Source organism: Pseudomonas sp. RC2C2 (assembly GCF_018390435.1).
Lineage (GTDB): Bacteria > Pseudomonadota > Gammaproteobacteria > Pseudomonadales > Pseudomonadaceae > Aquipseudomonas > Aquipseudomonas donghuensis.
Genome location: NZ_JAHBAX010000001.1, coordinates 616804 through 629987, shown reverse-complemented (window position 1 = coordinate 629987; position 13184 = coordinate 616804). Strand labels below are relative to the sequence as shown.

The 13184-nt window shown below is 61.1% G+C and carries 12 protein-coding genes and 5 tRNA genes; 11 read left to right on the top strand and 6 right to left on the bottom strand.

All coding sequences use genetic code 11. The features are described from left to right. The first annotated feature begins 278 nt into the window (after positions 1-278). The gene (locus tag KHO53_RS02865) at positions 279-1940 is read left to right on the top strand and encodes a DEAD/DEAH box helicase (RefSeq protein WP_036996503.1); all 1662 of its coding nucleotides are present in this window, start codon (positions 279-281) and stop codon (positions 1938-1940) included. A 149-nt stretch (positions 1941-2089) separates the two neighbouring features. Here the strand turns inward: KHO53_RS02865 and KHO53_RS02860 are convergent, their stop codons facing one another. Next, entirely contained in the window at positions 2090-2857 is a 768-nt protein-coding gene (locus KHO53_RS02860; protein ID WP_213569952.1) for a DODA-type extradiol aromatic ring-opening family dioxygenase, read from the bottom strand. 104 nt (positions 2858-2961) lie between these two features. Between KHO53_RS02860 and KHO53_RS02855 the strand changes: the two genes are divergently transcribed. Further along, entirely contained in the window at positions 2962-3612 is a 651-nt protein-coding gene (locus KHO53_RS02855) for a thiopurine S-methyltransferase (RefSeq protein ID WP_213569951.1), read from the top strand. A 48-nt stretch (positions 3613-3660) separates the two neighbouring features. Here KHO53_RS02855 and htpX read toward each other — a convergent pair whose 3' ends face one another. Further along, positions 3661-4548 (bottom strand): protease HtpX, encoded by an 888-nt coding sequence (gene htpX, locus KHO53_RS02850; protein WP_036996500.1) that lies wholly within the window; start codon positions 4546-4548, stop codon positions 3661-3663. Between the two features lie 225 nt (positions 4549-4773). After that, positions 4774-5985, bottom strand: coding sequence for a pyridoxal phosphate-dependent aminotransferase (locus KHO53_RS02845; RefSeq protein WP_010226289.1), 1212 nt, complete (start codon positions 5983-5985; stop codon positions 4774-4776). A gap of 167 nt (positions 5986-6152) precedes the next feature. Here KHO53_RS02845 and msrB point away from each other — a divergent pair, with 167 nt between their 5' ends. Continuing rightward, positions 6153-6545, top strand: coding sequence for a peptide-methionine (R)-S-oxide reductase MsrB (gene msrB, locus KHO53_RS02840; protein ID WP_036996498.1), 393 nt, complete (start codon positions 6153-6155; stop codon positions 6543-6545). Positions 6546-6561: 16 nt separating this feature from the next. After that, the gene (locus tag KHO53_RS02835) at positions 6562-7047 is read left to right on the top strand and encodes a glutathione peroxidase (RefSeq protein WP_036996497.1); all 486 of its coding nucleotides are present in this window, start codon (positions 6562-6564) and stop codon (positions 7045-7047) included. Here KHO53_RS02835 and KHO53_RS02830 read toward each other — a convergent pair. Then, positions 7040-9400, bottom strand: coding sequence for a response regulator (locus KHO53_RS02830; protein WP_174242302.1), 2361 nt, complete (start codon positions 9398-9400; stop codon positions 7040-7042). The genes KHO53_RS02835 and KHO53_RS02830 overlap by 8 nt on opposite strands. 82 nt (positions 9401-9482) lie before the next feature. Here KHO53_RS02830 and KHO53_RS02825 point away from each other — a divergent pair, with 82 nt between their 5' ends. Together KHO53_RS02825 and msrC are read left to right on the top strand one after the other, a co-directional pair. Next, entirely contained in the window at positions 9483-10373 is an 891-nt protein-coding gene (locus tag KHO53_RS02825) for an ATP-binding protein (RefSeq protein WP_010226285.1), read from the top strand. Next, entirely contained in the window at positions 10370-10852 is a 483-nt protein-coding gene (gene msrC / locus KHO53_RS02820; RefSeq protein ID WP_010226283.1) for a free L-methionine (R)-S-oxide reductase MsrC, read from the top strand. The genes KHO53_RS02825 and msrC overlap by 4 nt, the downstream gene beginning before the upstream one ends. Positions 10853-10955: 103 nt before the next feature. Here msrC and KHO53_RS02815 read toward each other — a convergent pair whose 3' ends face one another. Then, positions 10956-11723, bottom strand: a complete 768-nt coding sequence (locus tag KHO53_RS02815; RefSeq protein ID WP_010226281.1) for a hypothetical protein — start codon at positions 11721-11723, stop codon at positions 10956-10958. Positions 11724-12058: 335 nt separating this feature from the next. On the opposite strand from KHO53_RS02815, the gene KHO53_RS02810 reads away from it, so the two are divergent. From KHO53_RS02810 to KHO53_RS02790, 5 genes are all read left to right on the top strand, one after another. Further along, a tRNA-Glu gene (locus KHO53_RS02810) sits at positions 12059-12134 on the top strand. Positions 12135-12136: 2 nt separating this feature from the next. Continuing rightward, positions 12137-12212, top strand: a tRNA-Gly gene (locus tag KHO53_RS02805). Between the two features lie 103 nt (positions 12213-12315). Further along, positions 12316-12391, top strand: a tRNA-Glu gene (locus tag KHO53_RS02800). Positions 12392-12396: 5 nt separating this feature from the next. Continuing rightward, positions 12397-12472 (top strand) — tRNA-Gly (locus KHO53_RS02795). 91 nt (positions 12473-12563) lie between these two features. Next, positions 12564-12639, top strand: a tRNA-Gly gene (locus KHO53_RS02790). 103 nt (positions 12640-12742) lie between these two features. Here KHO53_RS02790 and KHO53_RS02785 read toward each other — a convergent pair. Continuing rightward, entirely contained in the window at positions 12743-13150 is a 408-nt protein-coding gene (locus KHO53_RS02785) for a PA2817 family protein (protein WP_010223202.1), read from the bottom strand. Positions 13151-13184 lie beyond the last annotated feature (34 nt).

Below are 13184 nucleotides of genomic sequence, written 5' to 3'. Positions count from 1 at the left end.
CTGGCGCTGGCGTGGTTGATTAAAAAAAACTCCCGTGAATTGCGAATTCAGGTATAGTACGCGCCGGTCTTTCACCGGACCTCGTTTAAGGTAGTGCAATTCCCCGAAGCCAGCTTCGGCTGCGCGTCCGCCCCGCGGACTCTCCTTGACGTTCCTTTTTTTCTTCAATCGTTTTCGCAAATCCCCGCCGACAAAGCTGCCAGGGTGACCTTCGGGTCTTACAAGGCATGTGCAGCTTTGGAGCATGGGTCTTTGCGGATGCACTTAGAGGCAGACCCATGACCCAGGAAACCGGCGGCTTCGCCGCTCTCGAACTTCATCCGAGCATTGTTGCTGCAGTGCTGGCTACCGGCTACGAAGAGCCGTCCGCCATTCAGCAGCAATCGATCCCGATTATTCTCGCTGGTCACGACATGATCGGTCAGGCGCAGACCGGTACCGGTAAAACCGCTGCCTTCGCTCTGCCAATCCTGCACCGCATCGACCCGAGCAAGCGCGAGCCGCAAGCCCTGATCCTGGCGCCAACCCGTGAGTTGGCGCTGCAAGTAGCCACCGCTTTCGAAACCTACGCCAAGCAGATGCCGGGCGTAACCGTGGTGGCCGTGTACGGTGGTGCCCCGATGGGCCCACAACTGAAAGCTATCCGTAACGGCGCGCAAATCGTCGTTGCTACCCCGGGCCGTCTGTGCGACCACCTGCGTCGCGACGAGAAGGTCCTGGCGACCGTCAACCACCTGGTGCTCGACGAAGCCGACGAAATGCTCAAGCTGGGCTTCATGGATGACCTCGAAGTGATCTTCAAGGCCATGCCGGAAAGCCGTCAGACCGTGCTGTTCTCGGCCACCCTGCCTGCTTCGATCCGTGCCATCGCCGAGCGCCACCTGCGCGAGCCGAAGCACGTCAAGATCCAGAGCAAGACCCAGACCGTCACCGCCATCGAACAAGCCCACCTGATGGTCCACGCCGACCAGAAGGTTTCCGCTGTCCTGCGCCTGCTGGAAGTGGAAGAGTTCGACGCGCTGATCGCCTTCGTGCGGACCAAGCAAGCCACCCTGGACCTGGCCAGCGCCCTGGAAGCCAAAGGCTACAAAGCCGCTGCGCTGAACGGTGACATTGCCCAGAACCAGCGTGAGCGCGTGATCGACTCGCTCAAGGACGGCCGTCTGGACATCGTCGTCGCCACCGACGTCGCTGCCCGTGGCCTGGACGTACCGCGCATCACTCACGTGTTCAACGTCGACATGCCGTATGACCCTGAGTCCTACGTTCACCGTATCGGCCGTACCGGCCGTGCGGGTCGTGAAGGCCGTGCGCTGCTGCTGGTTACCCCGCGCGAGCGTCGCATGCTGCAGGTGATCGAGCGTGTGACCGGTCAGAAAGTTGCCGAAGTTCGCCTGCCGAACGCTCAGGCCGTTCTCGATGCCCGCATCAAGAAGCTGACCAACAGCTTGGCGCCGTTGGTTGCCGATGCTGAGTCGACCCACGGTGATCTGCTTGATCGCCTGACTGCCGACATCGGTTGCAGCCCGCGTGCCCTGGCCGCTGCCCTGCTGCGCAAGGCTACCAACGGTCAGGCCCTGACCCTGGAAGCCGTCGAGAAAGAGCAGCCGCTGGTTCCGACCTACACCCCGCGTGAGCGCACTGGCGATCGTCCAGAGCGTGGCGAGCGTGAGCGTCGTGCACCGATGCCGCTGGGCGAAGGTCGTGCTCGCTGCCGTACCGCGCTGGGCGCGCGTGACGGTATCGCCGCCAAGAACCTGCTGGGCGCCATCCTCAACGAAGGCGGCCTGGCCCGCGAAGCCATCGGCCGCATCCAGGTGCGCGACAGCTTCAGCCTGGTCGAGCTGCCGGAAGAAGGCCTGGAGCGTCTGCTGACCAAGCTCAAGGACACTCGTGTTGCCGGCAAGCAGCTGAAGCTGCGCCGTTACCGCGAAGACTGATCCGCGAGCGATAAAAAAATCCCCGACTGGTTCGGGGATTTTTTTTGCCTGTGCCAAGCTGTGGAGCTGTCCGTGGGAGCAATTGTCTGTAGTGGGAGCGTGCATCTACCCTGTGGGAGCCGGTCTTGCCAGCGATCGAGCGCGCAGGATCAGTCGAACCGGTAGATATCCATCCCCAGCGCCCCGAGCGTAAACCCCTGGTGGGCAATCCCGAAGCGCCCACCTGCACCCCGGGCGAAGTACAGCGGCAACAAGTGCTCATCGCTCGGATGGTTGCGCACTGCAAACGGCGCCCGCTGGCGGTAGTCATGCAGGGCAGGGGTGTCGTCGGCTGCCAGCTTGTCGATCATCCAGTCACGAAATGCCAGGGCCCAGGGCTCGACGCTGTCCGGGCCGGCCTGCCAATCCAGTTCGCGCAGGTTGTGGGTAATGCTGCCTGAGCCGATCAGCAGGATGCCTTCTTCGCGCAGCCCGGACAGCGCTTTGCCCATCCGTTCCTGCAGTTGTGGGCCCAGCTGGCTGGGTAGTGAAACCTGTACCACGGGAATGTCGGCGGCCGGGTACATCAGCGACAAGGGTACCCAGGCGCCATGATCGAACGGTCGCTTGGGGTCCAGGCGGGCCGGCAGGCCGGCATCGCACAGCAGGTGCTTGAGGCGTTCGGCCAGCGCCGGCTCGCCGGGCGCGGGGTATTGCAAGGCAAACAGGGCGGCGGGAAAACCGCCGAAGTCATGCCAGGTCTCGGGGTGGGGATGGCTGGATACCCACAGCTCGCGGCTCTCCCAGTGCGCGGAGACCACCACGATGGCCTTGGGTCGCGCTAGTTGCCTTGCCAGGCGCTGCAGGGCCGGGCCGCTGGCGCCTGGCTCGAGGGCGAGCATCGGCGAGCCATGAGAAATAAACAGGCTGGGCAGCATGGGGAGCGTCCTGAAGGTTAAGATGGGGCTATCTTCAGGCAGATCATTGATCTAATTCCAATATAAGTTTTTGCATAATCTGATCGAATAATTCGAGGTATGCCATGCAGGCAGAGTTCTGGCACAAGCGCTGGGCAGACAACCAGATCGGCTTTCATCAGGGGCAGGTCAACAGCTATCTGCAACAATATTGGCCGGCCCTGGGCCTGGCGTCCGGCAGCAAGGTGCTGGTGCCCCTGTGCGGCAAAAGCCTGGACCTGGCCTGGCTGGCCGGGCAGGGCCATCGGGTGCTCGGCATCGAGCTTTCCCAGCGTGCCGTGGAGGACTTTTTCAGCGAGCAGCAGTTACAGCCTGAGGTCGCTCAGCAAGGTGTGTTCACGACCTATCGCAGCGGTAATCTGGAGCTTTGGTGCGGAGATTTCTTTGCCCTGAATGCTGACGATATCGCTGACTGCAGTGCGCTGTATGACCGAGCGGCGGTGATCGCCTTGCCGCCGGCGTTGCGCGAGCGCTATGCGGCGCTGCTCAGCGGGTGCCTGGCGCAAGGTTGCCAGGGGCTGTTGATCACCATGGATTACGACCAGGCCCTGCTGCCGGGGCCGCCCTTTGCCGTGGTCGATGCAGAGGTGCAGCAGTTGTTTGCTGACTGGCAGCCTCTTGAGCTGGAGGCGCGGGACATTCTCGCCGAAAGCCCCAAGTTCGTTCAGGCCGCAGTGCCGCAGCTGTCCGAGCGGGTGTACCGCCTGCAGCGCTGAAATGCAAAAGGGCGACCGAAGTCGCCCTTTTTTGTTACCGGTGTCCGATCAGCCGCGACGGCGCAGGGCTTCGATACGGTCTTCCAGCGGCGGGTGGCTCATCAGCAGGCCAGCCAGGCCCTGCTTGAGGCCGCCATTGATGCCGAAGGCATTGAGGGTGTCGGGCATGTGCACCGGCACGCCTTGTTCCGAGCGCAGGCGCTGCAGGGCGCCGATCATTGCGTTGGTGCCGGCCAGGCGGGCACCGGCTTCGTCGGCGCGGAACTCGCGTTTGCGCGAGAACCACATGACGATGATGCTGGCCAGAATGCCCAGTACCAGTTCGGCGACGATGGTTGCAATGTAGTAGGCAATGCCCTGGCCTTCTTCGTTCTTGAAAATCACCTTGTCGACGAAGTTGCCGATGATGCGGGCAAAGAACATCACGAAGGTGTTGACCACGCCTTGCACCAGGGCCAGGGTGACCATGTCGCCGTTGGCCACGTGGCCGATTTCGTGGGCCAGTACGGCGCGCACTTCATCGGGCGAAAAACGCTCGAGCAGGCCCTGGCTGACCGCTACCAGGGCATCGTTGCGGTTCCAGCCGGTGGCGAAGGCGTTGGCCTCGTAAGCCGGGAAGATACCGACTTCCGGCATCTTGATGCCGGCTTCGCGGGACAGCTCCTCGACGGTCTGCAGCAGCCATTGTTCGTGGCGGGTGCGCGGTTGGCTGATGATCTGGGTGCCGGTGCTCATCTTCGCCATCCACTTGGAGATGAACAGCGAGATCAGCGAGCCGGCAAAGCCGAATACCGCGCAGAAAATCAGCAGCTGGTCGAGTTTGAGGTCAACCCCGTTGGCCGCCATGAACCCGTTGAAGCCAAACAGGCTCAGGGTAATGCTGGCAATCAGCACAACCGCGAGGTTGGTGGCCACAAACAGTAAGATGCGCATCATGGTTGTTACGTTCTCCTGACGGATAAAAGTGTCACGTATGCGGGGTATATAAGGTGCGCGCTGCGGTGATTCAACCGGGCGACTATTTCAAACTGTGTACTTGCCTGTATTACAGACGAATTCCAGCAACCCGCACGCCAGAGCGGCGGGTGATATCAGTGCTGAAAACTCGGTGTGTAAGGTCTGCGCCGCTAATGGCGCAGACGATTCCATATCAACGGTAGGTTACTGCTGATATGTCTTCAGGAAGTTTCCGATACGGCCAATGGCCTGCTCCAGGTCGTCGACCCGGGGCAGGGTCACCACGCGGAAGTGGTCCGGCCACGGCCAGTTGAAGGCTGTCCCCTGAACGATCAGCAGTTTCTCCGAGAGCAGCAGGTCGAGGACGAATTTCTCGTCGTTGTGGATCGGGCAGACCTTCGGATCAATGCGCGGGAACGCATACAGCGCACCCATCGGCTTGACGCAACTGACCCCGGGAATGCTGTTGAGCAGCTCCCAGGTACGGTTGCGCTGCTCGAGCAGGCGGCCTTGCGGCAGTACCAGGTCGTTGATGCTCTGGTAGCCACCGAGGGCGGTCTGGATCGCGTGCTGGCTCGGCACGTTGGCGCACAGGCGCATGTTGGCCAGCATGTCGATGCCTTCGATGTAGCTCTGGGCGTGATGCTTGGGCCCGGAGATGGCCAGCCAGCCGGAACGGAAACCCGCCACCCGGTAGGACTTGGACAGGCCGTTGAAGGTCAGGCAAAGCAGGTCCGGCGCCAGCGAAGCGGTGCTGATGTGCACGGCTTCGTCGTAGAGGATCTTGTCGTAGATCTCGTCGGAGAACACCACCAGGTTGTGCTGGCGGGCCAGTTCGAGCATACCCAGCAGCAGCTCGCGCGAGTACACCGCGCCGGTCGGGTTGTTCGGGTTGATGATCACCAGGGCCTTGGTGTTGGAGGTGATCTTGGCCTTGATGTCGTCCAGGTCCGGGAACCAGTCGGCCTGCTCGTCGCACAGGTAGTGCACCGGGTTGCCGCCGGCCAGGCTTACCGCGGCGGTCCACAGCGGATAGTCCGGAGCCGGGATCAGCACTTCGTCGCCATTGTTGAGCAGCGCCTGCATCGACATCACGATCAGTTCGGAGACGCCGTTGCCCAGATAGATGTCTTCAATGCCGACACCTTCTACCTGCTTTTGCTGGTAGTACTGCATGACCGCCTTGCGCGCGCTGAACAGGCCTTTGGAGTCGCTGTAGCCCTGGGCGGTCGGCAGGTTGCGGATCACGTCCTGGAGGATCTCGTCCGGCGCCTCGAAACCAAAGGGTGCCGGGTTGCCGATGTTCAGCTTGAGGATGCGATGGCCTTCCTCTTCCAGGCGTTTGGCGTGCTTGAGCACCGGGCCGCGAATGTCGTAGCAGACATTGGCGAGCTTGTTCGATTTGCTGACCTGCATGATGTGATCCCGATTAGAAAAGATCGCCGCGCAATGCGCTGTGAAAACGTTTGAAATGCGTGTGACGCGGGTGCCAGACTGATGTCTGATGAGGCGCAATAATATACGTGCCGCCCGCCCTGTGGAAAAGCCATGGCGCGGGGTTTTTGGACAGATGAGGCCTGATGATGGAAAAACTCGAGAAAACCCTCGAAGAATGGCGCGCCATGCTCGACCCCGAGCAGTACAACGTGTGCCGCCTGAAGGGCACCGAGCGGCCGTTCAGCGGCAAGTACAATGGCACCAAGACCGACGGCGTCTACCATTGCATCTGCTGCAGCGAAGCGCTGTTCGATTCGAAAGCCAAATTTGACTCCGGATGCGGCTGGCCCAGTTTTTACGAGCCGATTGCCGACAGCGCGATGATCGAGATTCGCGACACCTCCCACGGTATGATCCGCACCGAGGTGACCTGCGCCAAGTGTGACGCCCACCTGGGGCACGTGTTCCCTGACGGCCCGCCGCCGACCGGGCTACGCTATTGCATCAACTCGGTCTGCCTGGACCTGGTGCCCCGCTGATAAAAGGAGAAAGGTCATGGCCGACGCAATGCTGAAGATCCCCTGCATTACCCTCACCGGTGAGCAAAAAGCCCTGGCCGATTACCCCGCCAAGGCGCTACTGGTGGTCAACACCGCCAGCCAGTGCGGTTTTACTCCGCAGTACAAAGGCCTGGAGCAGCTCTGGCAGCGTTATCGCGAACAGGGGCTGGTGGTGCTGGGCTTTCCCTGCAATCAGTTCGGCAAGCAGGAACCCGGTGATGCGCAGGAGATCGCGCAGTTCTGCGAGCTCAACTTCGGTGTCAGCTTCCCGTTGTTTCGCAAGATCGAGGTCAACGGCAGCGGTGCCCATCCGTTGTTCGTCGAGTTGAAAAAGCGCGCGCCCGGTTTGTTCGGCTTGCAAGGGATCAAGTGGAACTTCACCAAGTTCCTGATTGATCCGGCCACCGGCAAGGTCAGCCGCTATGCGCCAAGCACCAAGCCGGACGCCTTGACCGGCTCGATCGAAAAGCTGCTCAGGTAGCCTTCAGCGGCACCCAGTGATCGATCAGCGCCAGCAGTTCTTCGCGGCGAAACGGTTTGGCCAGGTAATCACTCATCCCCGCTGCCCGGCAACGTTCGCGTTCCTCGGGCATGGCGTTGGCGGTCAGGGCGACGATCGGCAGGTCTGGCCAGCGTCCGCTCTGGCGGATGCGCCGGCTGGCTTCGTAGCCGTCCATCACTGGCATGTTGCAGTCCATCAGCACCAGGTCGAATGGTGCCTGTTCCAGCTGTTCCAGGGCTTCGGCGCCATGGGCGGCAACGCTGACCTCGCAGCCGAGCTTGGCCAGCATGCCCTTGGCCACCAATTGATTCACCGGGTTGTCCTCGACCAGCAGGATGCGCGCGCGCCGTTCACTGTGCTGGGCGCCGTCCAATGGGGACTGGTTGATGTTGTCGGTGCCATGCAGGGTGCGCCGCAGCGTCTGATACAGGGCATTGCGCGCCAGCGGTCGCGCCTGCTGCTGCAACGGCGCCAGGTGTGCGGCCTGTTCACCGGGCAGGAAGTTGCCATAGGCGGTCACCAGCAGAATCGGCGCGCTGATCTGCGGGCGCAGGCTGAACAGGCAGTCCAGGTCGTCGGTGATCAGCAGATCTGGCTGTGCCTGCCCAAGTTGCGTCGGATGATCGTAGCGCTGGTAGTCCAGGCCCCAGCCGGGCAGCAGGGTGAGCAACAGTTCGGCCAGGCCGCTGCTGGCATTACTGATTGCGGCAACGCTACCCTGCAACGGTTGTGCAGGGACTGCCGGGGTGTGGCTGGGCAAGGGCAATTCGGCGCTGAACTGGCTACCGAAACCGGCTTCGGAGCTGATGCTCAGGCGCCCCTGCATGGCTTCGCAGAGGTTGTTGGTGAGCGCCAGCCCCAGGCCGGTACCGCCGTACTGGCGTGTGATTCCGGCACCGGCCTGGGTGAAGGGCTGGAAGATCCGCACCTGGGCTTCACTGGGGATGCCGATGCCGGTATCGCAGACGTCCAGGCGAATACCGCCGGGGTAGCTGGTCAGGCGCACATCGACACGGCCGAAGCGGGTGAATTTCAAGGCATTGGACAGCAGGTTGCTGACGATCTGCCGCACCCGGGTTGGGTCGCCGAGTACCATCGAGGGAAACAGCGGATCGATCAGGCAGGTCAGCTCGACACTCGGTGCGGCGTTCTGCGACAGCAGATTGGCGGTGTCTTCGACCAGGGCGCCGAGGTCGAAGGGGATGCGCTCGAGTTCAAGCTGCCCGGCGTCGAACTTGGACAGGTCGAGAATATCGTTGAGCAGCTCGACCAGCACTTTTCCCGAGTCGTGGGCGATCGACAGCTGTTGACGTTGCTCGGCATTGAGCGGGCTGTCCAGGGACAGGGCGATCATGCCCAGCAGGCCATTGAGCGGCGTGCGAATTTCGTGGCTCATGTTGGCCAGGAAGGCCGCGCGGGCCTGAGCCATGTCCAGGGCGCGGCGCCGGGCGACTTCGAGCTCTTCATTGGACTGGCTCAGACGGGTGTTGCTGGCCTTGAGCTCATTGGTGCGCGCCGAGACGATGTTCTCCAGTTCGTTGAGGTAATCGGTCAGGCGGTTTTCGGCGTTGCGCCGTTGCTGGATCTCGGTGGCCATGCTGACGAACTGCTGGTTGGCGACCTTGACCAGCACGCCGATCTCGTCGAGTTCATGGCCCGGTGGGAACGACAGCTTGGACTGCGACGGATTGCGTGAGTCGCTGTTGCTCAAGGCCCTGATCACCCGTACCAGCGGTTGGGTCAGCATGATGTAGAACAGGCCGAGAAGAATGCCGGTCAGAATCAGGCTGCGGATGAAACCGTTGAGCAAGGTGACTTCGGCACGCTTGAGAAAGCGGCTGCCGAAGGCAAAAGTGTCGACGTCCAGGAACAGCGTGCCCAGGGACTCGTCGGGCATATGGCTGAGAAACAGCCGGTCTTGGAACTGGCGTGACTCACTGAAGAGGAAATCGCTGATCAGCCGGTAGCTGCTTTCCTGGCGTGGGCGCTGAACATCGGCGAGTACGGTGTCGTTGTTGTCGATCAGCCAGGCGCGGGTGATCGCCGGCGATTGCAGCAAGCCGCGGGTCAGCTCCTGGGCCAGCTCGGCATCGATGTTGTACGCGATGCGCGAGGCCGGGTTATGGCTGATTTCCAGCAGCGACAGCATCTCGCGGTTGATAGAGGCGTCTTCACTGGCATAATCGATACCGATCTGGATGAGACTGAGCAATGTACCCAGGATGAAGCCGACCAGGACCGTCAGCCGGGCTTGCTTGTAGGACAGGCGATTGGTGAACTTGATATCCATGAGTCCCGAGCCAGTTTCACATTCCGTGCGCTGCGCAAGCATAGCCGATCAGTCCCGGCTGCTGGCACGCCCTGTCACACATTCAGCTATGCCTTTGTCCTTGCAACTGTCTTGAGGAAATCTTGTGGACTCTCGTTTGAATGCTTTTCTGGAACGTGCAGAAACCGTGCTTGCCCGCCTTGAGCCCTTGTTGCCGGCGGTGCGTGCGAACATCGACTGGTCGCAATGCCTGGCTGCGCGCTGGCAGCGTGATGGCCGTAGCGGCTACCTGTTGCCGCTGGAGGTCAGCCTCGACATGCGCCTGTCCGACCTGATCGGTGTCGATCAGCAGCGCGAGCAACTGGGGCGCAACACCCGCCAGTTTCTTGATGGCATGCCTGCCAACCATGCACTGCTCTGGGGTTCGCGCGGTACCGGCAAGTCATCGCTGGTGCGAGCGTTGCTGGCCGAGCATGCCGAGGCCGGCCTGCGCCTGATCGAAATCGAGCGTGATCACCTGGCCGACTTGCCGCGGGTGGTTGAGCAACTGCAGAAACTGCCGCAACGCTTCGTGCTGTTCTGCGATGACCTGTCGTTCGAAGCCGGGGAGGGCGATTACCGGGTGCTCAAGAGCGTGCTCGATGGCTCGCTGGAGCAGGCCCCGGATAACGTGCTGCTGTACGCTACCTCGAACCGCCGCCACCTGGTGCCGGAGAAACAGAGCGACAACGAAAACTGGAAGATGGTCGACGGCGAGCTGCACCCCAACGAGGCGGTGGAAGACAAGATTGCCCTGTCTGACCGCTTCGGCCTGTGGCTGTCGTTTTACCCCTTCACCCAGGAGCACTTCCTCAACGTGGTCGAACACTGGATCGGCCAGCTGGCCCGGCGCGCGGAGCTGGTCTGGAGCCGCGACGAGGAGCTGGACATTCTCGCTGTACGCTGGGCGACCGGCCGCGGCAACCGTAACGGCAGATGCGCCTACCAGTTCGCCCGCTATTGGGTCGGGCTGAAACTGTTGGAGCAAAAACCATGATCGACCTCAACGCTACCGGCGCTGGCCTCGAAGGCTACGGCCTGCTGGCGGCCCAGCTGGAAGCCCTGTTTGCCGATGAACGTGACTTCATTGCCAACGCCGCGCAGTTTTCGGCGTTCCTCTATAGCCAGGTCGATGACTTGAACTGGGCTGGCTTCTACCTCAATCGCAACGAGCAACTGGTGCTCGGGCCGTTTCAGGGGCAGGTGGCCTGTGTGCGTATTCCCTTCGGTCGCGGTGTATGCGGTGCGGCCGCGGCCAGCCGGGAAACCCAGCGGGTCGAAGACGTGCACGCATTTCCCGGGCACATTGCCTGTGACAGTGCATCGAACAGTGAGCTGGTGATTCCGCTGGTCAAGGACGGGCGCTTGATTGGCGTGCTGGACCTGGACAGCCCTAAGCTGGCGCGCTTCAGTGAGGTGGATCAGGCGGGGCTGGAGCGCTTGGCGGGGATCTTTCTGCGTTTGACTGATTGCTGACGAGCGCTTTGCGCTCGATCGCCGGCAAGGCCGGCTCCCACAAGGTTCGGTGTATACAGGGCCTGTGGGAGCCGGCCTTGCCGGCGATCGGGTCAACCAGAACTCAGTCGTAGATGACTTTCTTCTTCCAGTCTTCGGTGGTGTCGGTTTTCAGGCCTTCGGTCAAGGCGTTGGTTTCGTCCGCGGCCGGTTCCAGCTGGCTCAGCACCTGAGCGTTGGCGCGGGCCAACAGCTTCTCCATGTACTCGAGCTGCTCGCGGTAAACCGCCGGGTCCGGCTGCTTGCGCAAGTACTGCACGCCGCGCTCGAACGCCAGGCGTGCATGCCCTGGCTGGTTTTGCTGCAGCGCCTGCTGGCCGAGGTTGTTGAAGAACTCGATGTGCAGCAGTACCAGGATATGGCGGATTTCCTTGACCCAGTACTTGGCCTCGTTGGTCGGCAGGAAGCCTTCCTGAGCAGCACGGGTAATCTGGTTATGCATGCCTTCGAGCAGGAAGCGGACATCCTTGGCCCGGGCTTCGGTTTGAATCGGCATCGGCGGATTGTTCACCGGCAGCGCCTCACCCTTGGCGATCAGCCCTTCAAGCTCGGCAATCCGCGCCCGGATGTCGCGGCTGTGTTTGTCCAGGGCCAGTCGGCGCTGGTTGAGGTTGAGTTCCAGGCGGGTCAGTAGCAACTTGAGTGCCGGGGTCATCAACTGGCCAGGAAAGGTTTCGGTGATTTCGCCACAACGGCGCAAACGTTCGGCCAGCTCGATCTTCAGCCGGGCACGCTCGAGCTTGTTGTTCTCGACCACGTTGTTCAGGTAGCCGATCACGATCAATAACGCGATCCCCGCTACTATAAGCAGGGTGATCAGAAGTGGTGTCACCGTTAACGCCTCATACAGGATGATTTACTGTTTGAGTGTAGTGGCTAAGCTTTTAGCCGGATAGAGCTGTTTGGCAGTTGCCTGGGGGTAGTTGATGGCCTTTTGCTTTCAACCTGCCGTGGCTGCTGGGCCGAAGGCGGGTAGGGCGTCAGAAAAAAAACGTCAAGCGTAAGGCGCGCGATGGCCTGGCAGAAGGCTGCAAAGCTTCGCGAAGTCATTGATTTAAATAAATTTATACAGAGGGGTTGACGGCTTATCAAAGCATCCCTAGAATGCGCGCCACTTGCAGCGTAAAGCACACAGCGAAACGCGGCAGGGAGTGAATGTTGTAGTGTGTCCCCTTCGTCTAGTGGCCTAGGACACCGCCCTTTCACGGCGGTAACAGGGGTTCGAGTCCCCTAGGGGACGCCAATGCGGGAATAGCTCAGTTGGTAGAGCACGACCTTGCCAAGGTCGGGGTCGCGAGTTCGAGTCTCGTTTCCCGCTCCAGTTTACAAAGGCTTTGCTTAACGGCAGGGCTTGTAAAAACCCAGCGTCAGATCTTAACGGTTTGAGTTGGTAACTGAAGCATGCATTGCATGTTTCGGGCGTCGTCCCCTTCGTCTAGTGGCCTAGGACACCGCCCTTTCACGGCGGTAACAGGGGTTCGAGTCCCCTAGGGGACGCCATTTTTGCGGGAATAGCTCAGTTGGTAGAGCACGACCTTGCCAAGGTCGGGGTCGCGAGTTCGAGTCTCGTTTCCCGCTCCAAATATGGTGCTCCAGCGTTTGATAACGCTGTAGTGATGGAACAAGGGCATCAGCGCTTGTTCTTGCCGGTTTGCCGGTCGCTACAAAGTTTGCGGGAATAGCTCAGTTGGTAGAGCACGACCTTGCCAAGGTCGGGGTCGCGAGTTCGAGTCTCGTTTCCCGCTCCAAATAAAGAAACGCCGTTCATTTGAACGGCGTTTTTTTTCGTCTCGGTTTTAACCGCCACCTGCAGACGGCAGGACTGTTGTCAGCCCTGCGCGCCTGTAGCGCTTAATGCTTGCTGTCGTCGTCCGACATGCTCAGCAGCTGTTTTTCCTGATTCCAGTCGAAGGGCTCGTCATTCTGCTCGGCTTCGAAGCGGCGCTCTTCCAGTTCCTGGTACATGTCCAGCTCGTTCTCCGGCATGAAGTGCAGGCAGTCGCCGCCAAAGAACCACAGCAGGTCGCGCGGGACCAGGTGAGCGATTTGCGGGTAGCGCTGGATGACCTGGCAGATGATGTCCTGGCCAAGATAGGTGCTTTCCGGGTCGACCGGCAGTTGCAGCATCAGCTCGTCGAAGCGCTCCAGAAACAGCGCGTGGCTTTCTTCCGGTACCTGCTCGGCTTCGCCCAAGGCAACCAGGATGGTGCGCAGGTGGGTGAGCAGGGCGAGATGATATTCCAGGCGATCGGTAGCCATGCTGGCAATCCTCTTGAGCAAAAACGGGCGCGGG